We start from the raw sequence: 21,170 nt of genomic DNA on the forward strand, positions 1-21,170 counted from the left end.
CAAGGTGCCCGGTTCCCCCTCGATGCATCTTGAAAGGAGACCCCCCATGTCAGGTCAATGGTTGCAGGTGCCCGCTTCCGACGGCAGCGGCAGCTTCCGCGCCTATCTCGCAACGCCGAAGGCCGGCAAGGGGCCGGGCATCCTGCTGGCGCAGGAGATCTTCGGCGTGAACGCCACCATGCGGCAGGTGGCCGACTACTACGCCGAGGAAGGCTACGTGGTGCTGGTGCCCGATCTGTTCTGGCGCCAGCAGCCCGGCGTTGAACTGGGCGATACGCCGGACGATTTTCAGAAGGCCTTCGGCTTCTACCAGGGCTTCGACGAGAACAAGGGCGTGGAGGACATCGCCGCGGCGATGGCGGCGGTGCGCGCGCGGCCCGAGCACGCGGGCAAGATCGGGGTGCTGGGCTTCTGCCTGGGCGGGAAGCTGGCATACCTGGCCGCCTGCCGCACCGATGCCGACGTGGCGGTGAGCTATTACGGCGTGGGGATCGAGAACGCGCTGGACGAGGCCGCGAACATCCGCGGCCGCCTGCTGCTGCACATCGCGGAGCTGGACAAGTTCTGCCCGCCGCCCGCGCGCGAGAAGATCCTCGCCGCGCTCGACGGCAAGCCGAACGTGGCGCTGCATGTCTATCCGGGCGTGGACCATGCCTTCGCGCGACGGGGCGGCGAGCACTTCCACAAGCCTTCGGCGCTGATGGCGCACGAGCGCAGCGTGGCCGCATTCAGGCAGGCAATGGGGCCGTACTACGACTTCTCGGCGCTGTGGGACAAGCACTGCGAATACGAGTTCGCCACGCGCAACGTCGCCGACACCATGGCCACAATGGTGGCCGAGCCCTACGTGAACCACATCCCGACGATGACCGGCGGCGTCGGCCATGCGATGCTGAGCCGCTTCTACCAGCACCATTTCGTCGACAGCAATCCGCCCGACACCCGGCTGGTGCCGATCTCGCGCACCGTGGGTGCGACGCAGATCGTCGACGAGATGCTGTTCTGCTTCACCCACAGCTGCGAGATCGACTGGATGCTGCCCGGCGTGGCGCCCACCGGCCGGCCGGTGGAGATCCCGCTGGTCGCCATCGTGAAGTTCCGTGGCGACAAGCTCTACCACGAGCACATCTACTGGGACCAGGCCAGCGTGCTGGTGCAGATCGGCCTGCTCGACCCGAATGGCCTGCCCGTGGCCGGCGTCGAGACGGCCCGCAAACTGCTCGACGAGAACCTGCCCTCTAACACCCTGATGGGGGCCTGGACCCGGTCGAGCTGAGGCTGCGCAGCGGGCTGAGCGGCGGCCTTCATACAATGGAACGCAGCCCCCTGATTCGTTTTTCATGAAAGCAGTCCACAAGTCCATCCTGATCTGGTACAGCGCCGAGGAGATGTACAAGCTGGTCACCGACGTGACGAAGTATCCCGAGTTCCTCCCCTGGTGCGACAAGGCCCGCGTGATCGAGCAGGACGCAGGGGGCATGACAGCCGAGGTCGGCCTGGCCTTCAGCGGCTTCCACCACAGCTTCACCACCCGCAACACCCATGTGCCGGGACGCGAGGTGCATCTGCGGCTGGTCGACGGGCCCTTCTCCAACCTCGACGGCGTCTGGAAATTCACGCCCGTGGGGGAAGAGGGCGAGCGGGCCTGCCGCGTCGAGCTGAACCTCAGCTACGGCTTCAACAACTTCGCGCTGCAGGCCCTGGTCGGGCCGGTGTTCGACAAGATCGCCTCCAACCTGGTCGAAGCCTTCGTCAAGCGCGCCGAGCACGTCTACGGCTGATGCTCCAGGTCACGGTCGCGTATTCGCCGGCCCCGCGCGAGGTGTTCGAAGAGGACCTCGGCGTGATCGAAGGCACCACGGTGCGCGATGCGGTGCTGGCGAGCAGCCTGGCCGCGCGCTATCCGCAACTCGATTGGCAGGCCCTCACGCCCGGCATCTGGGGCCGGGCCGTGGAATGGGAGCAGCCGGTACAGTCGCTCGACCGCATCGAGCTGTGCCGCCCGCTCACGGTCGATCCCAAGCTCGCGCGGCGCGAGCGCTTCAAGCAGCAGGGGGCGAGGGGAACGGGACTCTTCGCGCGCCGGCGCAAGGGCGGCAAGGCGGGGTACTGAGTCCGGTGGCCCGGGCTATCTGCCGGGCTATTTATTTGCAGTCGCTGTCGATCACCGACTGCAGGCGCTGGTTCTCCGCGGCGCGCATCTTGTCGTCCATGATCTCGCGCTCGCCCTGCGCGTTGAGGCGGGCGACGCGCATGCCGCTGTCCATCGTGGCCTTGCCCTGGCGCGCGCGCTGGCAGTTCTCGGTCTTGGCCTGGGCCACCTTCTGCGCTTCGGCGGCCTGCTTGGCCTTCTCGGCTTCCTCGGCCTTGCGGGCCTTTTCCTCGAGTTCCTTGTCCACGCCCGCGGGCTTGGGGCTGCCGGCGGGGCGGGGCGCCGTGGTCGGCGCCGCAGCCTGGGCGCCCGCATCCGGTGCGGCAGCAGGCGCGGGACTGAAGGTGACGCGCCCCGAAGAGGCGGGCCCCGGGCGGCGAAGAATGTTCCTCTCCGGAATGTCCGGCGGCGGCGCGGTGTCGCTGAAGACCTTCTTGTTGTTCTGATCGATCCATTGCCATTGGGCCTGGGCGGCCGTCGCCATGAGGAGGCAGGCCGATCCGAGTACGAGCAGGTGCGCGAGCTTCATGGGTGCCAGTTTAGCTTCGACTTACGTTTTGCAACGTTTCCGGCCGAGCATTTGCTGAGTTTGCGAGGCATTTGGCCAACATCCGGATGAACCCGCGCGCCGGGCGGGCATGGCGCCATCGTTACAATCCGTCTTTTGGAGCCTCACCCATGCGCCTTCTCGGCAAAGCGCTCACCTTCGACGATGTGTTGCTGGTGCCAGCCTTCTCCCAGGTCCTCCCCAAGGACACCTCCCTCGCCACCAAACTCTCCCGCAACATCACGCTGAACCTGCCGCTCGTCTCCGCGGCCATGGACACCGTGACCGAAGCCCGCCTCGCGATCGCCATCGCGCAGGAAGGCGGCATCGGGATCGTGCACAAGAATCTCACCCCCGCCGAGCAGGCCGCGCACGTGGCCAAGGTCAAGCGCTACGAATCGGGCGTGCTGCGCGACCCGGTGGTGATCACCCCCACCCACACCGTGCTGCAGGTCATGCAGCTGTCCGACGAGCTCGGCATCTCGGGCTTCCCGGTGCTGGACGGCGGCAAGGTGGTGGGCATCGTGACCGGCCGCGACTTGCGCTTCGAGAACCGCTACGACGTGCCGGTGAGCGAGATCATGACGCCGCGCGAGAAGCTCATCACCGTGCCCGACGGCACCACGCTGAGCGAGGCGAAGGCGCTGCTCAACAAGCACAAGCTCGAGCGCCTGCTGGTGATCAACAGCGCCTGGGAGCTCAAGGGCCTGATCACCGTCAAGGACATCACCAAGCAGACCAGCTTCCCCAACGCCGCGCGCGATGCCAGCGGGCGGCTGCGCGTGGGCGCGGCGGTCGGCGTGGGCGAGGGCACCGAGGAGCGCGTCGAGGCGCTGGTCAAGGCCGGCGTCGATGCCATCGTGGTCGATACCGCGCACGGCCACAGCGCCGGCGTCATCGAGCGCGTGCGCTGGGTCAAGAAGAACTATCCGCAGGTCGACGTGATCGGCGGGAACATCGCCACCGGCGACGCTGCCCGTGCGCTCGCCGATGCAGGCGCCGATGCGGTCAAGGTCGGCATCGGCCCGGGCTCCATCTGCACCACGCGCATCGTGGCCGGCGTGGGCGTTCCGCAGATCATGGCGGTCGACAGCGTCGCCACCGCGCTGCAGGGCAGCGGTATCCCGCTGATCGCCGACGGCGGCGTCCGCTATTCGGGCGATATTGCCAAGGCCATCGCGGCCGGTGCCAGCACCGTCATGATGGGCGGCATGTTCGCCGGCACCGAGGAGGCGCCGGGCGAGATCGTGCTGTTCCAGGGCCGCAGCTACAAGAGCTATCGCGGCATGGGCTCCATCGGCGCCATGCAGCAGGGGAGCGCCGACCGCTATTTCCAGGAATCGACCACCGGCAATCCGAACGCCGACAAGCTGGTGCCCGAGGGCATCGAAGGCCGCGTGCCCTATAAGGGCTCGATGGTCTCGATCATCTACCAGATGTCCGGCGGCCTGCGTGCCAGCATGGGCTACTGCGGCTGCGCCACGATCGAGGACATGAAGAACAAGGCCGAGTTCGTCGAGATCACCACCGCCGGCATTCGTGAGAGCCACGTACACGACGTGCAGATCACCAAGGAAGCGCCGAACTACAGGGCGGAGTAACTGAGCCGCCCATGCAACACCAGAAAATCCTCATCCTCGACTTCGGCTCCCAGGTTACGCAGTTGATCGCGCGGCGCGTGCGCGAGGCCCATGTGCTCTCCGAAGTCCACCCCTGCGACGTCAGCGACGAGTGGGTGCGCGAGTATGCGAAGGATGGCACGCTCAAGGGCGTGATCCTGTCCGGCAGCCACGCGAGCGTCTACGAAGAAACCACCGACAAGGCACCGCAAGCCGTGTTCGAGCTCGGCGTGCCGGTGCTCGGCATCTGCTACGGCATGCAGACCATGGCGCACCAGCTGGGCGGCAAGGTCGAGGGCGGCCACAAGCGCGAGTTCGGCTTCGCGGCCGTGCGCGCGCGCGGCCACACCGAGCTCCTGCGCGACATCGCCGACTTCACGACCGATGAAGGCCACGGCATGCTCAACGTCTGGATGAGCCACGGCGACAAGGTCACCGAGCTGCCGCCCGGCTTCAAGCTGATGGCCTCGACCGACAGCTGCCCGATCGCGGGCATGGCCGACGAAGAGCGGCATTTCTATGCCGTGCAGTTCCATCCCGAGGTCACGCACACGCAGCAGGGCAAGGCGCTCCTCGAGCGCTTCGTGCTCGGCATCTGCGGCGCGAAGCCAGACTGGGTGATGCGCGACCACATCGCCGAGGCGGTGGAGGCGATCCGCCAGCAGGTCGGCGACGAGGAGGTGATCCTCGGCCTCTCGGGCGGCGTCGATTCCTCAGTGGCCGCGGCGCTCATCCACCGTGCCATCGGCGATCAGCTGACCTGTGTCTTCGTCGACCACGGCCTGCTGCGCCTGAACGAGGGCGACATGGTGATGGACATGTTCGTCGGCCAGCTCCACGCCAAGGTGATCCGCGTCGACGCGAGCGAGCTCTTCCTCGGCAAGCTGGCCGGCGTGAGCGACCCCGAGGCCAAGCGCAAGATCATCGGCGGCGAGTTCGTCACCGTCTTCAAGCAGGAGGCCGCCAAGCTCACCAGCGCGGGTGCCAAGGGCGCCAAGTGGCTGGCCCAGGGCACCATCTACCCCGACGTGATCGAGTCCGGCGGCGCGAAGAGCAAGAAGGCCGTCACCATCAAGAGCCACCACAACGTGGGCGGCCTGCCCGAGCAGCTGGGCCTGAAGCTGCTGGAGCCATTGCGCGACCTGTTCAAGGACGAAGTGCGCGAGCTCGGCGTGGCGCTGGGCCTGCCGCCCGAGATGGTCTACCGCCATCCTTTCCCGGGCCCCGGCCTGGGCGTGCGCATCCTCGGCGAAGTGAAGAAAGAATACGCGGAGCTGCTGCGCCGCGCCGACGCGATCTTCATCGAGGAGCTGCGCAACTTCAAGGACGCGTCCAGCGGCAAGAGCTGGTACGACCTCACCAGCCAGGCCTTCACCGTCTTTCTGCCGGTCAAGAGCGTGGGCGTGATGGGCGACGGCCGCACCTACGACTACGTGGTCGCGCTGCGCGCCGTGCAGACCAGCGACTTCATGACCGCCGACTGGGCCGAGCTGCCCTATGCGCTGCTCAAGAAGGTGTCGGGGCGGATCATCAACGAGGTGCGCGGGATCAACCGGGTGACTTACGACGTGAGCAGCAAGCCGCCGGCGACGATCGAATGGGAGTGACCGGCAAAAGCACTGATGGGTGGTTTAGCACTGACCGGTGCCGTAGAACTCAAGAAGCTGCGCCAGTTTCAGCGCGCCCTTGCGACGACGATGGAAGCTGTGGAAATCGGCCATTACATCCGCAAGCGATTCAACCCCCCATGTCAGCTTGCTCTATTGTCAGCAACATGTGGCCCGCGAAGCTATCGCGCCGATTCGCTGGCGAGTGGCTGAACTGGTATTGATAGACAGTCTCGTTGGCTGCGGCAAACATGTCGACTTGGGAAACTGGCCGTTGCGGAACCGGCAGATGAGTTTCGGCGACTGGTGACCCACTGTCGTGGCGGCGAGTTGTAGTCAAGCCCGGGTTGTGGTGTTCGCTTTGCGCTGAATGGCGCGACATTGATCCATCAACGCTTCAAAAGGCTCGACCTCATCGAGAAACAGACCATCGTCGACCATGTGCTGGTAGTCGGCAGCCAACCTGACCAAGGCACTGTTGTCGGGAACGAGACGAAGACTGCCTGAGACGGCGGCGTGGTAGTCGATCGGTTCGCCATCCGGGCTCTTCTCCGCCCTTCAACCATGCGGGTTTGGACGGCCTGTTGATGATGGAGTGGGAGTGAGGGGTGCTGGTGGCCGGGTCGGGTGTCTGAGGGGAACAGACAGGCCCTGGGTCGCCCGCGTGCTGGACGGCATAACGCTTTTGTGGGATACCCCGCGCTTCCAATCCCCCAGTCACAGCCTAGACTACGAAGGTACTAGGTCTTGGCGTTCCCAGCGCAGGCGGGCGCCGACCGCATGCTCCCCCTCGGCCCCTGACACATGCTCCGACCATTCGAAGAAGAACCCGCTGCGGACGAAGACCCGACCGACGACGCCCCCGGGCGGCGCCGGTATCTGACCATCCTCTTCTCGGACCTCTCCGAATCCACCCGCCTCGGCGAGCTGATGGAGTCCGAGCTCTACGCCGGCATGCTCGCCCAGCTGCGCCGCCTCTGCCGCGAGATCATTCCGCGCCACGGCGGCAACATTGCCCGCATCCAGGGCGATGGTGTGCTGGCCTTCTTCGGCTATCCCGAGACCCGCGAGGACGACGGGCGCCGCGCAACCGAAGCCGCTCTCGAGCTGCACGCGGCCGTGAGCCGGATGGCCATCGCCGGCGCCCGCTTCCCGGCCGGCGCGCTGACCCTGCATTCCGGCATCCACGCCGGGCTGGTCCTTCTTTCGGACGGCGACGTCGAGCGCGGCCGCTTCGAGCTGCTGGGCAACGTGCCGAACATCGCCGCGCGCCTGTCGGACCTCGCCGAGCGCGACGACATCTGCGTGAGCGAGGAGACGCTCGGGCCGCACGCCCACTTCTTCACCTGCAGCGAGCCGGCCCTGGTGCAGCTCAAGGGCAGCACGCCGCCGCTGGCCGTGCGCCGGGTGCTGGGCCGCGCGCCCGCGCCGCAGCGCTTCGAGGCGATGGAGCGGCGCAGCCTCTGCCCCTTCGTCGGTCGCGAGCCGGCGCTGCGCCTGCTGCGCGATCGCCTGCGCATGGCGATCGCCGGCGATGCGCAGTGCGTCGCCCTGTCGGGCGGGCCCGGCGTCGGCAAGACGCGCCTGGTCGACGAACTGCGCCGCCATGCCGCCGCCGGCGAATGCCTCGCGCTCCAGGGCTACTGCGGCACCTACCTGGCGGAGCCCCTGCAGCCCTTTCTGCACATGCTGCGCGCGCTGTTCGGGCTCTCGCCGGGCCTGCCGGCCGAGCCGGCGCAGGCGCATCCGCTGCTGGCGGCGCTGGATCAGGAGGAGGGCGGCGCTGCCGTGCTGGCCCAGGCCCGGCAACTGGTGACGCCGCGCGAAGAGGCGGGCCCGCTGAGCCCCGGCGCCACGGTGCCGGCGCTGCGGAGCCTGTTCGAGCGGCTCGCGGCCCGCCAGCCGCTGCTGCTGGTGGTGGACGACTGGCAGTGGGCGGACGAGGTCAGCCAGCAGGCTCTCGATGCGGTGCTGTCGCTGCGGGGGCCGATCTTCGTCGTCGCCGCCACGCGAGCAGCAATCAGCGAGAGCCTGTTCCTCACGCCCGTCACCACCCTCGAGCTGCAGCCGCTGGACGACGGCGAGGCCGCCCGCGCCACCCGCCACCTGCTGCCCGGTGCCGATCCCTTCGTGGTCGCCGAGATCCAGCGCTACGCCGGCGGCATCCCGCTCTTCATCGAGGAGCTCTGCCACTCGGCTTCGGCGCAGGGCGCGCAGTGGCTGCGCGAGCTCCGCCTGGGCAGCGCGGCCTGGCTCACGGCCCTGATCGAATCGCGGGTCGACCGGCTGCCGCCGGCGCAAGCCGAACTGCTGCGGGCGGCGGCCGTCATCGGCGGCGTCTTCCCGGCCTGGCTGCTGGAACAGCTCACCGGGCACGGCGCCGACGATCCGCTGGTCGCGGCGCTGGCCGAGCAGGACTTCCTCTTCGCGGGCGAGCAGCCCGGAACGCTGCGCTTCAAGCACGGCATCACCCGCGACGTGATCTACGAGGCGGTCGGCCTGCACCGGCGCCGCGAGATGCATCGCCGCATCGCGCAGGTGCTCGAGGGCCGCGGCGAAGGCGCGGCACAAGGGGAGCTCTACGAGGCCCTGGCCTACCACTGCGCCGCCGCCGCGCTGGCCGAGCCGGCGGCGCGCTATGCCGAGCTGGCCGGCGACAAGGCCATGGCTGCCTCGGCGCTGGACCGCGCGCGCGCCCAATACTCGGCCGCGCTGAAGGCGCTGGACGAGCTGGGCCCGCCCTCGCGCGAGCTGGCGCTGCGCTGGTGCGCGATCGCGCAGAAGCTGGGCATGGCCTGCGTCTTCGATCCGCTGGGCCTGGCGGACGGCGTGGCCATCTTCGAGCGCGGCCTGACGCTGGCGCGCCAGAGCGGCAGCATGGACGCGATCGCGCGCGCCTCCTACTGGCTCGGCTACATCTGCTATGCCAAGGGCATGTCGAAGGCGGGGATCGCGCATGGCGAAGCCGCGCTGGATCTCGCCACGCAGATCGGCGATGCACGGCTCGCGACGCAAGTGCGCGCCACGCTGGGCCAAGCGCTGCTGGCCGGCTGCGAATACGGTCGGGCGCTGGTGCTGTTGGATGCGGCGGTGGACAGCAAGCGGCGCCAGAGCCGCCCGGGCAGCAGCCTGGCCGTCGGCTCGGCCTATGCGCTGGCCTGCAAGGCCTACCTGCTCGGCGACCAGGGGCACTTCGCGCAGGCCGATGACTGCTTCGCCGAAGCCCTGCACCTGGTCGGCGATTCTCTGCACCAGGTCTCGGCCTCGGTGCGCCACTGGATCAGCGTGGTCTACCAGTGGCAGGGGCGCTGGGAGGAGGCACTGCGAGTGGCAGAGCGTGCGTCTGAAATCGCCGAGCTCGTGAGGAGCCGCCAGCAGCTCGCCATGGGCCGTGCGCTGGCCGGTTACGCGCAGTGGAACCTGACGCGCGACCCGGACGCCCTGCAAGCGGTGCGCGACGCGACCGCCTGGATCGACGCGCGCAAGGGCGCGCTCGCCACCTCGCTGAACCACAGCTGGCTGGTCGACGGCGCGGTCGCCCTCGGCCGCAACGAGGAGGCGCGGCGCCACGCGGCGCGGCTGTTCATGCGGGTGCGCCAGCACGACCGCATCGGCGAGGCCCTGGGCTGCCGCGCCCTGGCCCGCGCCGCCGCCAAGCTCAACGACTTTGCGCGCGCCGAGCACTACCTCGCCGGTGCCGAGCGCTCGGCGCAGGTGCGCGGCTCGGCGCACGAGTTGGCGGCGACCCAGCTGTGCCGCGCGCAGATCGAAGTGGGCCGCGGTCGCGTCGCGGAGGCGCAGCGGCTGCTCGATTCGGCCTGCACCGCCTTCGAGATCATGGGCATGCGCTGGCATCTGGAGCGTGCTGAGCGCACGCGCGACATGCTGTAGCTGCAGGGTCGGCTCAGGCGGGGATCTTCGCAGCCACCTTGTCCGCCACCAGCTCGAAGCCGGTCGGGATCGTGGGATGCAGCTCGTTCTGCCAGAACTCCTGGTAGTCCGCATCCAGGGTGGAGAGGGTGCCGCGCAGGTTCGCGTGCAGCACGTGCTGGAACTCCGGGTTCTGCAGCAGCGCGATCTGCATCATGTTGAGCCGGTCGATCAGCGTCTTCAGGATCTTCTTGCGGTCATCCAGCACGTTGTAGCCCAGCTCGACCAGGCCCGGCTTCAGCCACACGTTCAGGAAGACGCCGCGGCCATCGGGCACGGGGTAGTCGTAGCCGTGGAGCAGGATCGGCACCTTGCGCCCGACCGAGGCGACGCTCACGGTGGTGATGGCCGAGAGCATGACCGTCAGCAGCTCGCGCAGGCGTCCGTCGACGAGCTTCACGAGCATCTCTTCCTTGACCGGCTGCGCATGGCCCTCGGCCGCCGGATGCACCAGCGACTTGAGCGTCTGCTTGTCGCCCACCACGTCGTTGCCTCCGCCCGAGAGCAGGATGGCCTTCAGGCTGCTCTTCTCCTCTGGAGTCAGGCCCTGGATGCGGGCGGTCAGCCATTTGAGCTGCTCGCCCTGGGCTGTCTCGTCGGGGTCGGGAATCTGGTCGCCCGGCGGCACCTCGAAGATCATCTCCGCGAGCGTGCAGCCGGCGCGGGCGCGCGAATCCACGTTGTAGTGGTGCTTGCGCTCCAGCACGTCGAGCACGTCCCCCCGCGGCCAGTAGGCGAACCAGGAGTCGCCGAGCGCGATCAGCATCTTCTGCGCCGCGGCCAGGGGCGCGACCCCCACGCCGCGCGCCAGCCTCCGGCGCTGCCCCTCCACCAGGAAATCGCCGAGCCGGCGTCCGCGTTCGATGGCCGGCTGGTCCTTGTCGTAGGTGCTCATGTCTCGCTCCTTCGCAGCCTTTGCCGCGCCGTGGTTCAGAGGCGGCCCTCGAAGGTGAAGGCCAGCGGCGCCGGGCTGGGCCGCATGCGCTCCTTCACGTCCGCCAGGCCGGCCAGCATGCCCAGCAGCACGCCCATGCCCGCCTTGTAGCCCGGGCAGGCATGCGCGGGGTGCGCGCCGTCCTGGGTGCGCCGGCCGCCGAAGATCGGCGTCACGTCACGCTTGGCTCCGGGCTTGTCTTCGCGCAGGCTCTGCTGCGTCGCCGAGACCAGCGATAGGACCACGGCCTCGCCGTCGGCGAGCTTTTCGTTGCCGATCCGCACACCACCGCCCTTGACCCGGCGCCACACGAGTTCCGGCGAGGGCCGCAGCTGCATGACTTCCTTCAGCGGCTCCTCGAGCAGCGCCTTCGCCCTGTCGTAGGCGTCAGCCTCGCCGCGCTGCGCCCAGGCCGTGCGCAGGGCCCAGAAGGTGCCGTCGCGCAGCCACTCGTTGAGCGAGAGGCGCAGGTTGCCGTCCACGGTCGGCAGAAAGCCCATCAGCGCCCCGGCAAAGGTGCGGGCCACGAAATCGTCGTCCGGCTTGGCGTCGGGGAAGGCGCCGAGGATGGCTGACGCGAGCACCGCGTCCTTGCCCTGCGGCGTCTTCGGCGCGGACTTGCTTTCCTGGAACGGTCGGATGAAGGCATGCAGCGATTGGGTCAGCGCATTGCCGTAGCTTTCGCCGTAGCGCTTCACGTCGTCGTTGGGACGGGGCTGGAAGATGTAGCGCGAGGGCGCGGTGAACTGGCTCGGGTAGATGGCGGGATCGCCTTCCTTCCAGTCCCAGCGCCAGCTGCCGGGCACCAGGGGCGGTGTCGGCTCGTTGGGCCGAAGCGCGGGCAGGCCGAACCATTCCTGGCACAGCAGCGCCAGCACCTTGTCCGCGACCTCCTTGACGTCGAGGTTGAGTTCCCAGCGCCCGCGGCCCAGCATTGGGGCGATCTTCTTCTCGGCCTCCATGAATTCCTGCAGCACCTGCCCCGTGAAATCGAAGGCCAGCCGGAAGGCGCTCTTCTCGTCGATGGCACCGATGGCTTCGTTGACCTGGGTCGATTGCCGCTCGTACTCGCCGCTGCCGTCGCCGCGGTCGAGGCCCAGGTAGATCTGCCGGATCGAATCATCCATCCGTTCCCGGTAGCCGGCCACCGTGTAGTGCGCGTCGTCGCCCAGCACTTGCAGCACGCGCTCGCGATCGGCCACCAGCACGCCGTAGGGCGTGCGCAGGACGCCGCCGTGGCGTTCGCGGATGGCGGCCCAGACTCCGGCGCTGATGAACTTCTCCTGCGCCTCCGGGTCTTCGAGCACGCTCTTCCAGGCCCGGATGGCCGCCGCGGGGCAGGCCGCCCCTTCGAGCTGCAGCAGCGCCTGGATGCGTTGCTCGCCCTCGTCGGCCGACCAGACGGGCAGGGGGCGCGGGCCGAGCGCGGCGAGGCGAATGAGCTCCTGCAGCGCATGCACCGAGGGCGTGAACAGGTAGGCGCCCCAATCCACGCGCACGAAGGGCCGCGACTCCTCGCTGAGCCCGGGCGCCTGGTCCAGTGCGATGCGATGGCTTCGCGGCACGTCGTTCACCGGATGCTCGAAGCGGAAGCTGCGGTCCTCGCCCGCCTCCGGCACGCCGAGCAGCACGTCGCTCTGGCCCGAGAAGTTTCCGGCGCTGTTGCCGCCCACCAGCCAGCGCTGAATCACCTCGAACTGCTCACTGATGCTGGCGTTGTAGGCCATGAACATCAGGCCGCGCTCCTGGCCGTCGTCCGCGTAGCCGCCTTCGGGAACCACGTCCGGGAATGCATAGCGCGGCCCGAAGGACATGCTGCGGCGCATCAGCCGCGGGCGGCGGCGCCCCGGCGGGTCTTGCGGCGCATTGGCCACGTCGTCCTGCCGCGGGTTGGCGCGGCGGATGTGTGCGTGGAAGGGACAGACCCTGCCCTCCGCATCGGCGCGATAGTCGAAGTCGTTGATCGCCTCGGCGTCGACCAGCGGCCGGCCGTCCCGGTGCCGCCCCATCAGCTTCGCGAAGATCAGGTCCTCGTCGAGCCCGGTCTCGCGGCCGGCGCGGCGCACGGTCTCGTAAAGCGCGGCCACGTCCTGCCGCAGCTTGCGCACGACCAGGAAGCTGCCGTTGTGGAAGAACTGGAGGCGCTCGCGCTCCGCCTCGCTGTCGCCCTGCGGTTTGGCATCCGCTTCGTTCGGGTATCCGAGCAGCAGCTCGCCCAGGTGCACCTGGTTGCGGTAGACGGCGCCCTCGGGCACGGCATCGAGCACCGGCTGGCCGTCGCCGTCGGCAAAGCCGAAGTGCTCCTGGATCCGCTCCTTGTCGTTGAGGTAGCGGCGCAGCGGCTCGATGGCGAGCAGCCGCACGCCCTGGCGCGTGCCGCCCTGGCCGACATCGCCGAAGATCTTTCCGATCGCCCCGTGCAGGGGATGGCCCTTGTCCTCGGGATCCATCGCGTCGTTGCCCGGCGCCCCGATGCGCAGCTGGATCACGAGGTGGACGGCCGCCATCTCGACAGCGGTGTCGTGCGCGGGTGCACCGGCCTGCGCGACGCGCTGCGGCAGCCGCCAGCGGCGCGGATGGTTGGCGCGGAAGTCCCCGAGCATGCTGGCGCGCGCCTCCATGCCCTCGCGGAATTCCTGCGGGAACCAGGCCAGCTGCTCCTCCGGCATGCCGAGAAAGCGCAGGCCTTCGTAGGTGAGCGCGACATTGACGATCGGCTGGCCCGCGGGAGGCTGGCCGGTGGCGGTCGTCAGCGACTTGAGCAGTTCGTCGAGCAGGCCCGCGCCGGCGCCGCGCACGTCGAAGGCGACCAGCAGCAGGCAGCCGTGCGTGATGCTCTCGTAGGGCCGCAGGATGCCGCCCTGCACGTCGGCGGGATCGTCCACCTGCGCCCGGGGCGGCAGCGCGGGCACCTCGCGCGGCCGGGTGACCTCGGGGTCGTCCGCCGGCATCAGCCAGCGAAGGTGGCGATCGAAGCGCACCTTCATGGCTTCCTTCAGCTCCTTGGGCAGATCCTCGTCTTCCATGAGCGACACGAACTCGCGCAGGATGTCGCGCGCGGCCCGTTGCAGGACCCGGCCGTCGGACGTGTCCGGCAGGTACATGTCGGTGAGCCGGAACAGCACGGCCAGCGACTGCAGGGCCTGGCGGCTGGCGTCGAGCGCCAGTCCCGTGTTTCCGGTAGCGGCCTTCCAGGCGATCTCTTCGGGGGTTCGCACGCGCAGGCGGGTTGCCGCGAGCGCTTCGGCCTGTGCGTCCGGCGAAGCGGGCGCGGGCGGTTGCCGATGCAGCCGTTCTTCGTCCCGCAGGTAGCGCGCGTCTTCGACGGTCAGCCCGTGCGTGTTGTAGTAGAAAGCGGTTTCGATCTGCACCTTGCGCACCCAGCCGGCCCAGGCGTCGAAGCCCGCGTCGTGCGACACCACGTAGCCCTCGGTGTTGCAGAAGATCACGTCCAGCAGGGTGCCCACCTTCTGCCACAGCACGCGGATGTAGGCCTCCCAGGTGCCGTCGAAGGTGACGGCCAGCAGGATCTTGTCCTCCGGCTCGAGCACCGCGACGCGGAAGGAATGGATCTTGGCCACGCGCTCCACCGCATCGGAGATCGGGCGCAGCAGCGCGTACTCGTGCAACGAGGCGCGGCCGCCTTGCAGCGTCTTGAGCAGGCGCTTGGCGCGTGTCTTGTACGTGATGGCCTCCAGCGAGGACACCAGCCCCGGCTTGATCGGCGCCAGTAGCGTCAGGTCGCTCGAGCCGGTCAGGCTCTTGCCCTTGATCACCAGTTCTGCTCGCATGTTGCCTCCTCCTCCCGGTGGGCGGCCGCGCGACGTGCCGCGGCACGCCATGCGAGGCCATGAAGTGGGTCGGATTGTCGTGCGCGGCCGCCGTGTGGCGCAAGGCTCGCGCCCAGGCCTTCGGTGACAGCGGACGGGACGATATCGTCGGGGTGCAAACCCTGCATCCTCCAGAAAGGGGAGAGGTGTCACCCGGTGTCTTGCGCCCGCGCGCAAGCGTAGGATCGGGACGTCGGCACCGCCGCCTCGAGGAGGCACCATGAGCGAACCGGATTTCACGACCCTGCACCAGCGCATGCTCGCCGAGATCGCCGCCAAGACCATTTTTGCGACCACGCATCTGGGCAAGGCCGCGCTCGACCCGCGGGTCATGGAGGCCCTGGCCAAGGTGCCGCGCCATGTCTTCGTGCCGATCGAGCTGCGGCCCTATGCCTATGTCGATACGCCGCTTCCGATCGGCTACGGCAAGACCATCTCGCAGCCCTTCATCGTGGCCGTGATGACCGATCTGCTGCGCGTGGGGCCGACCGACACCGTGCTGGAGATCGGCACCGGGCTGGGCTACCAGTCGGCGATCCTGTCGGCGCTCGCGCAACAGGTCTACAGCGTCGAGCTCATCGAGGAGCTGGCTCGGCAGGCGCGCCAGCGGCTGGCCCGCCAGGGGCACGCCAACGTCGAGGTCAAGATCGGCAACGGCTGCCACGGCTGGCCCGAGCACGCGCCCTTCGACCGGGTGATCGTCACCGCGGCGCCGGAGCTGATCCCGCCGGCGCTCATCTACCAGCTCAAGCCCGGCGGGCGGATGGTGATCCCCGCCGGCCTGCAGGAGGCGCAGCAGCTGCTGCTGGTCGAGAAGGACGCTGATGGCTCGCTCTCGACGCGGGAGATCTTCCAGGTGCTGTTTTCGACGCTGGAGGACAGCGAGGCCGACTGAGGGCGCTACTTGACCCGCTGCTTCCCCAGCTTGCGCGCCAGCGTGCGCCGGTGCATGCCGAGGCGCCGCGCCGTCTCCGAAATGTTGAAGCCGGTCTCGGCCAGCACCTCGTGGATGCGCTCCCACTCCAGCGTCTTGATCGAGGTGGAGCGCTCGGTCAGCGCCACCTCGGCGTCGCCTTGGGCGCGGCCGAAGGCGGCCTCGATGTCGTCGGTGTTGGAGGGCTTGGCCAGGTAGTGGCAGGCGCCCAGCTTGATGGCCTCGACCGCGGTGGCGATGCTGGCGTAGCCCGTGAGCACCACGATCAGCATCGTGGCGTCGTGCTCGTGAAGCATCTGCACGCAGGCCAGGCCCGAGGCGCCTCCGGCCAGCTTGAGGTCCACGACCGCATAGCCCGGCGAATGCGCCTTCAGCAGCACCGCCACCTGCTCGGCGCCGGCGGCCACCAGCACCTGGTAGCCGCGCCGCTCGAAGGAACGGCTCAGCGTGCGGGCGAAGGCCGCGTCGTCCTCGACGATCAGCAGCAGCCGTTGCTCAGCTTCCATGGCTCGTCACCTCCTCGAGGGTGATCGCCGCCAGCGGTAGCCGCAGCGTCACGGTCGCGCCGCCTTCCGGGCGGTTGCGCGCCGACACGCTGCCGCCCAACGTGCGCGCGACGTTGACGACCAGGAACAGGCCCAGCCCGCCGCCGGGGCGCCCCTTGCTCGACTGGTAGGGCTTGCCGAGCTGCGCCAGCATCTCCGGCGCGAAGCCCGGGCCGGCGTCGCTCACGGTCAGGCTGAGCCAGTCGCCGTCGCGCGCCGCCTCCAGGCCGACCCAGCGCGGCGAGGCCTCCAGCGCGTTGTCGAGCACGTTGTAGATGGTCTGCTTCAAGGCCGGGTCCGAGACGATGGCCACATCGTCGCCGAAGGCCGTCGAATAGGCCAGCGTGTCGATCGGGCGGGTGGCGCGCCACTCGGCCACCAGCTCGTCGAGGAAGGCGATGACGGTGGTCTGCGCCGGCGCCTCGCCGCGCGCCTCGCCGGCCGACAGCAGGATGCCGGTGACGATGGTCTTGCAGCGCGCCACCTGGGCCTGCATCTCCTCGATCTCCTGCCGCAGCTCGGGCTCGGCGGCGAAGGGCTGCATGTGCTGCCAGTCGCCCAGGATCACCGCCAGGGTGGCCAGCGGCGTGCCCAGCTCGTGCGCCGCGCCGGAGGCCAGCAGGCCCATGCGCACGATGTGCTCCTCCTCGGCGGCGCGCTGGCGCAGATCGGCCAGGCGGGCATCGCGCGCGCGCAGGTTGCGGCTGATGCGGGCGACGAAGATGGCCAGCAGCGAAGCATCGAGCGCGAAGCACAGCAGCAGGCCCTGGATGTAGGGGCTGGCGAGGCCGCGGCCGTTCTCCGTCGGGATCTCCAGCGGCCGGTGGAACAGGATCAGCCCGACGAAGGAGGCCACCGTGACGCCGATCAGGGTGCGCGTGTAGACCGGCCCCAGCAGCACCGCGCCCAGGCACACCTGCAGCAGGAATAGGAAGATGAAGGGGTTGGTGACGCCGCCGCTCAGGTAGAGCTGCACGGTCAGCGTGCCGACGTCGGCCAGGAGCGCGACGAAGAGCTCCAGGTCCGTCACGTCCTCGTGGCGGTCCCAGCGCCACAGGCTGACCAGGTTGAAGATGGCGAGGAAGCCCAGCGCCCCCAGCATCGGCCCCAGCGGCAGCCGGATGCCGAAGCCGAAGTGGACGACCCCGATGGTCGCCACCTGGCCGACGACCGCGATCCAGCGCAGCTGGATCAGCTGCTGCATGTTCTTCAGGCCGGTGGCGTCGGCTTCAGTCTGCGGCTGCATCGCGGGCTTTTCTTGCGGTGCGGTCCGTGCGTGCCACCAGCCAGGCTGCCAGCAGCACCCCCAGGGCCAGGCAGAACCAGGTGAGGGCGTAGACCAGGTGGTTGTTGTGGAAGGCGATCACGGTCAGGCCTCCCACCGGCCAGCGCGGCTCGGCGCCGGCGGGTTGCGGCGGGGGGGCGTCCTCGTCCACGAAGAAGGGGGCGGCGTCCGCCAGCCCGCGCGCGGCGGCGATGGCTTGCACGTCGCGCGAGAACCAGCGGTCGGCCGCGGGATCGTTGCGGCGCAGGAAGCCGCCGCCGGGCTCGCTGATGCGCAGCAGGCCGGTGAGGTGCACCTCGCCGGCCGGCTCGTTGCCGCTGCGTGTCGCGCGTTCGCGCCGCTCGGCCGGGACGAAGCCGCGGTTGACCAGCACCACCGGGCCCTGCACGGTGCGCAGCGGCGTCAGCACCCAGTGGCCGGGGCCCAGCGTGGTCGAGGCCTGCACCAGCGTCTCGCGCTCGTGGAGGAACACGCCTGCGAGCCGCACATGCCGGTACTCGTCGTCGGCCGCATTGATGCGCGGCCATCGCGCGGGCTCGGGCACATCGACGGGCGTGGCATGCACGCGCGCCTCGACGCGCTCGATCAGCGCCAGCTTCCACGCCCGCCGCTCGATCTGCCACGCACCCAGCGCAGCGAACAGCGCGAAAAGAAGAACGCCGGCGACGGCGAGCAGCGCCAGCGCCGGCGTGGAACGCGGTCCCCGGGTCGTGTCGGGCAGCGTCCGGCTCAAGGCATGTTGCGCATCTCGTGCATGGATGCCGGCATCATGTTGTGGTTGAGGTGGAACATCACCCACAGCGAGCCGCTCAGGGTGATCACCACCAGCACGATGGTGAAGATCAGCGCCAGCATGTTCCAGCCGCCCTGCGACTGCGCGTTCAGGTGCAGGAAGTACACCATGTGCACCACGATCTGCACGGCCGCAAAGGCCAGGATGACGATGGCCGTGGTGCCGGGCTTGTCGAACACATTGCCCATGACCAACCAGAAGGGGATGGCGGTCAGGATCACCGACAGGACGAAGCCCGTCATGTAGCCCTTGAGGCTGATGTGCAGGTCGTCTTCGACGTGCGGGTCGTGGTCGTGAACGTCGTGCGCTTCGCTCATTTCAGGGTCCCCATCAGGTAGACGAAGGTGAAGACGCCGATCCACACGACGTCCAGGAAGTGCCAGAACATCGACAGGCACAGGAGGCGCCGGCGGTTCTCGGGGATCAGCCCATGCTTGCCGACCTGGATCATCAGCGTGACGAGCCAGATGATGCCGAAGCTGACGTGCAGCCCGTGCGTGCCCACCAGCGTGAAGAAGGAGGACAGGAAGGCGCTGCGTTGCGGGCCCGCGCCTTCGTGGATCATGTGCGCGAACTCGTAGAGCTCGATGCCGATGAAGCCCGCGCCCAGCAGGCCAGTGACGGCCAGCCACACCAGCGTGCCGCGGACGCGCTTCTTCAGCATCTCCAGCATCGCGAAGCCGTAGGTGATGGAGGACAGCAGCAGCAGCGATGTGTTGAGCGCCACCAGCGGCAGCTCGAACAGGTCGGCGCCCGAGGGCCCCGCTGCATAGCTGCGGCCCAGCACGCCGTACATCGCGAACAGGCAGGCGAACACCAGGCAGTCGCTCATCAGGTAGAGCCAGAAGCCCAGCAGCGTGCCGTTCTCGGGGTGGTGGTGGTCGTCGAAGACGTGGAAGTGCGCGTGCGTGGCCGCAACGCCGGCGGCGCGGGGAGTGGGGGCGGTGATCTCAGACATGGCCGGCCATGAGTCGGGTGCGCGCCGCTTCCGTGCGGACGACCTCGTCCACCGGAATGTGATAGTCGCGCTTGTAGTTGAAGGTATGGATGATGGTCGCGATGATCAGCACGGCGAAGGACACGCCGGCGACCAGCCACATGTGCCAGATCAGCGCGAAGCCCATCACCGCGCTGATGGCGGCCAGCACGAAGCCGGCGGCGGTGTTCTTCGGCATGTGGATCGGCGCGAAGCCTTCCTGCGGCCGCTCGTAGCCGCGCTGCTTCATGTCCCACCAGGCGTCGTTGTCATGGATGCGCGGCGTGAAGGCGAAGTTGTAGGCCGGCGGCGGCGAGGAGGTGGACCACTCCAGCGTGCGGCCGTGCCACGGGTCGCCGGTGGTGTCGCGCAGCGACTCGCGCCGCATGAAGCTCACCACCAGCTGGATGAGGAAGCTCCCGATGCCCAGCGCGATCAGCACCGCACCGAAGGCGGCGACCTGGAACCAGATCTGCAGCGAAGGGTCCTCGAAGTGGCTCAGGCGGCGCGTCACGCCCATCAGCCCCAGCACGTACAGCGGCATGAAGGCGAAGTAGAAGCCGACCAGCCAGAACCAGAAGGAGCACTTGCCCCAGAACGGGTCGAGCTGGTAGCCGAAGGCCTTGGGGAACCAGTAGGTGATGGCCGCGAAGGCGCCGAACACCACGCCGCCGATGATCACGTTGTGGAAGTGCGCGATCAGGAACAGGCTGTTGTGCAGCACGAAGTCGGCCGGCGGCACCGCGAGCAGCACGCCCGTCATGCCGCCGATCACGAAGGTCACCATGAAGCCGATCGTCCATAGCATCGGCACGTCGAACTTGATGCGCCCGTGGTACATGGTGAACAGCCAGTTGAAGATCTTCGCCCCCGTCGGGATCGAGATGATCATCGTGGTGATGCCGAAGAAGGAATTCACGCTCGCGCCCGAGCCCATGGTGAAGAAGTGGTGCAGCCACACCAGGTACGACAGGATGGTGATCACGACCGTCGCATACACCATGGAGGCATAGCCGAACAGGCGCTTGCGGCTGAAGGTCGACACGATCTCGGAGAAGGCGCCGAACACCGGCAGGATCAGGATGTACACCTCCGGATGGCCCCAGATCCAGATGAGGTTGACGTACATCATCGGATTGCCGCCGAGCTCGTTGGTGAAGAAGTTCGTTCCCACGTAGCGGTCCATCGACAGCAGCGCCAGCACGGCCGTGAGCACCGGGAAGGCGGCGACGATGAGCACGTTGGTGCACAGCGCAGTCCAGGTGAAGACGGGCATCTTCATCATGCCCATGCCGGGGGCGCGCATCTTCACGATGGTCGCGATCAGGTTCACCCCCGAGAGCAAGGTGCCGACCCCCGCGATCTGCAGCGACCATATGTAGTAGTCCACCCCCACGTCCGGGCTGTAGAGGATGCCCGACAGCGGCGGATAGGCCAGCCAGCCGGTCTTGGCGAACTCTCCGATGAAGAGCGAGGCCATCACGAGCATCGCGCCCATGGTGGTCATCCAGAAGCTGAAGTTGTTCAGGAAGGGGAAGGCCACGTCGCGCGCGCCGATCTGCAGCGGCACCACGTAGTTCATGAGCCCGGTGACCAGCGGCATGGCGACGAAGAAGATCATGATCACGCCGTGCGCCGTGAAGACCTGGTCGTAGTGGTGCGGCGGCAGGTAGCCCGCGTTGTCGCCGAAGGCGATGGCCTGCTGCAGCCGCATCATGATGGCGTCGGCGAAGCCGCGCAGCAGCATCACCAGCCCCAGCACGATGTACATGATGCCGATCTTCTTGTGGTCGATGCTGGTGATCCAGTCGCGCCAGAGCGTGCCCCAGACACGGAAGTAGGTCATCGCGCCCATCATCGCAAGGCCGCCCAGCACCACGGCGGCGAAGGTCGCCACCAGGATGGGCTCGTGGTAGGGGAAGGCCTCCCAGGTGAGGCGTCCGAAGATCGGATGGGTCATGGCGGGGTGGTCGGGCATCTTGCGTCTCGGATAACCAAGGGTGGGGCGCCGCCCGGGG

Annotated in this window: 16 protein-coding genes; 7 read left to right on the top strand and 9 right to left on the bottom strand. The window is 68.5% G+C overall.

From position 1 onward, the window contains the following. The first annotated feature begins 46 nt into the window (after positions 1–46). From GXN78_RS25870 to GXN78_RS25880, 3 genes are all read left to right on the top strand, one after another. A complete protein-coding gene (locus GXN78_RS25870) occupies positions 47–1,276 on the top strand; it encodes a dienelactone hydrolase family protein (RefSeq protein ID WP_106556685.1) in 1,230 nt (409 codons plus the stop codon). A gap of 64 nt (positions 1,277–1,340) precedes the next feature. Continuing rightward, positions 1,341–1,781 carry a type II toxin-antitoxin system RatA family toxin gene (locus GXN78_RS25875; protein WP_106556686.1) on the top strand — a complete coding sequence of 147 codons (441 nt, stop codon included), beginning with the start codon at positions 1,341–1,343 and terminating at the stop codon, positions 1,779–1,781. After that, complete coding sequence (locus GXN78_RS25880; RefSeq protein WP_106556687.1) at positions 1,781–2,113, top strand: RnfH family protein; 333 nt, start codon at positions 1,781–1,783, stop codon at positions 2,111–2,113. Before GXN78_RS25875 ends, GXN78_RS25880 begins: the two co-directional genes overlap by 1 nt. Positions 2,114–2,144: 31 nt before the next feature. Here GXN78_RS25880 and GXN78_RS25885 read toward each other — a convergent pair whose 3' ends face one another. Further along, entirely contained in the window at positions 2,145–2,681 is a 537-nt protein-coding gene (locus GXN78_RS25885; protein WP_106556688.1) for a DUF4124 domain-containing protein, read from the bottom strand. A 149-nt stretch (positions 2,682–2,830) separates the two neighbouring features. On the opposite strand from GXN78_RS25885, the gene guaB reads away from it, so the two are divergent. The 3 genes from guaB (at position 2,831) to GXN78_RS25900 (ending at position 9,816) form a co-directional block, all read left to right on the top strand. Further along, on the top strand, positions 2,831–4,300 hold the full coding sequence (gene guaB, locus GXN78_RS25890) for an IMP dehydrogenase (protein WP_106556689.1): 1,470 nt from the start codon (positions 2,831–2,833) through the stop codon (positions 4,298–4,300). An 11-nt stretch (positions 4,301–4,311) separates the two neighbouring features. Beyond that, entirely contained in the window at positions 4,312–5,925 is a 1,614-nt protein-coding gene (gene guaA, locus GXN78_RS25895; protein ID WP_106556690.1) for a glutamine-hydrolyzing GMP synthase, read from the top strand. 804 nt (positions 5,926–6,729) lie between these two features. Then, positions 6,730–9,816 (top strand): adenylate/guanylate cyclase domain-containing protein, encoded by a 3,087-nt coding sequence (locus tag GXN78_RS25900; protein ID WP_106556691.1) that lies wholly within the window; start codon positions 6,730–6,732, stop codon positions 9,814–9,816. A 13-nt stretch (positions 9,817–9,829) separates the two neighbouring features. On the opposite strand, the gene GXN78_RS25905 is transcribed toward GXN78_RS25900, so the two are convergent. Next, on the bottom strand, positions 9,830–10,750 hold the full coding sequence (locus GXN78_RS25905; protein ID WP_106556692.1) for a hypothetical protein: 921 nt from the start codon (positions 10,748–10,750) through the stop codon (positions 9,830–9,832). Positions 10,751–10,785: 35 nt separating this feature from the next. Then, positions 10,786–14,580, bottom strand: a complete 3,795-nt coding sequence (locus GXN78_RS25910; protein WP_106556693.1) for a Dyp-type peroxidase — start codon at positions 14,578–14,580, stop codon at positions 10,786–10,788. Between the two features lie 259 nt (positions 14,581–14,839). Between GXN78_RS25910 and GXN78_RS25915 the strand changes: the two genes are divergently transcribed. After that, on the top strand, positions 14,840–15,514 hold the full coding sequence (locus tag GXN78_RS25915) for a protein-L-isoaspartate(D-aspartate) O-methyltransferase (protein WP_181360543.1): 675 nt from the start codon (positions 14,840–14,842) through the stop codon (positions 15,512–15,514). 5 nt (positions 15,515–15,519) lie between these two features. Here GXN78_RS25915 and GXN78_RS25920 read toward each other — a convergent pair whose 3' ends face one another. From GXN78_RS25920 to cyoB, 6 genes are read right to left on the bottom strand one after another with little or no spacing between them, the layout of a single operon-like run. Next, entirely contained in the window at positions 15,520–16,059 is a 540-nt protein-coding gene (locus tag GXN78_RS25920; RefSeq protein ID WP_106556695.1) for a response regulator transcription factor, read from the bottom strand. Next, complete coding sequence (locus GXN78_RS25925) at positions 16,049–17,344, bottom strand: ATP-binding protein (protein WP_106556696.1); 1,296 nt, start codon at positions 17,342–17,344, stop codon at positions 16,049–16,051. Before GXN78_RS25925 ends, GXN78_RS25920 begins: the two co-directional genes overlap by 11 nt. Further along, positions 17,328–18,116 (bottom strand): SURF1 family protein, encoded by a 789-nt coding sequence (locus GXN78_RS25930; RefSeq protein WP_239142932.1) that lies wholly within the window; start codon positions 18,114–18,116, stop codon positions 17,328–17,330. The genes GXN78_RS25925 and GXN78_RS25930 overlap by 17 nt, the downstream gene beginning before the upstream one ends. Beyond that, on the bottom strand, positions 18,113–18,493 hold the full coding sequence (gene cyoD / locus GXN78_RS25935; protein ID WP_106556697.1) for a cytochrome o ubiquinol oxidase subunit IV: 381 nt from the start codon (positions 18,491–18,493) through the stop codon (positions 18,113–18,115). Before cyoD ends, GXN78_RS25930 begins: the two co-directional genes overlap by 4 nt. Beyond that, positions 18,490–19,134, bottom strand: coding sequence for a cytochrome o ubiquinol oxidase subunit III (gene cyoC / locus GXN78_RS25940; RefSeq protein ID WP_106556698.1), 645 nt, complete (start codon positions 19,132–19,134; stop codon positions 18,490–18,492). The genes cyoD and cyoC overlap by 4 nt, the downstream gene beginning before the upstream one ends. Beyond that, on the bottom strand, positions 19,127–21,130 hold the full coding sequence (gene cyoB / locus GXN78_RS25945) for a cytochrome o ubiquinol oxidase subunit I (protein ID WP_106556699.1): 2,004 nt from the start codon (positions 21,128–21,130) through the stop codon (positions 19,127–19,129). The genes cyoC and cyoB overlap by 8 nt, the downstream gene beginning before the upstream one ends. Positions 21,131–21,170: the final 40 nt, after the last annotated feature.

The organism is Variovorax sp. WS11 (assembly GCF_010499245.1).
In the GTDB taxonomy this organism is placed as follows: Bacteria; Pseudomonadota; Gammaproteobacteria; order Burkholderiales; family Burkholderiaceae_C; genus Variovorax.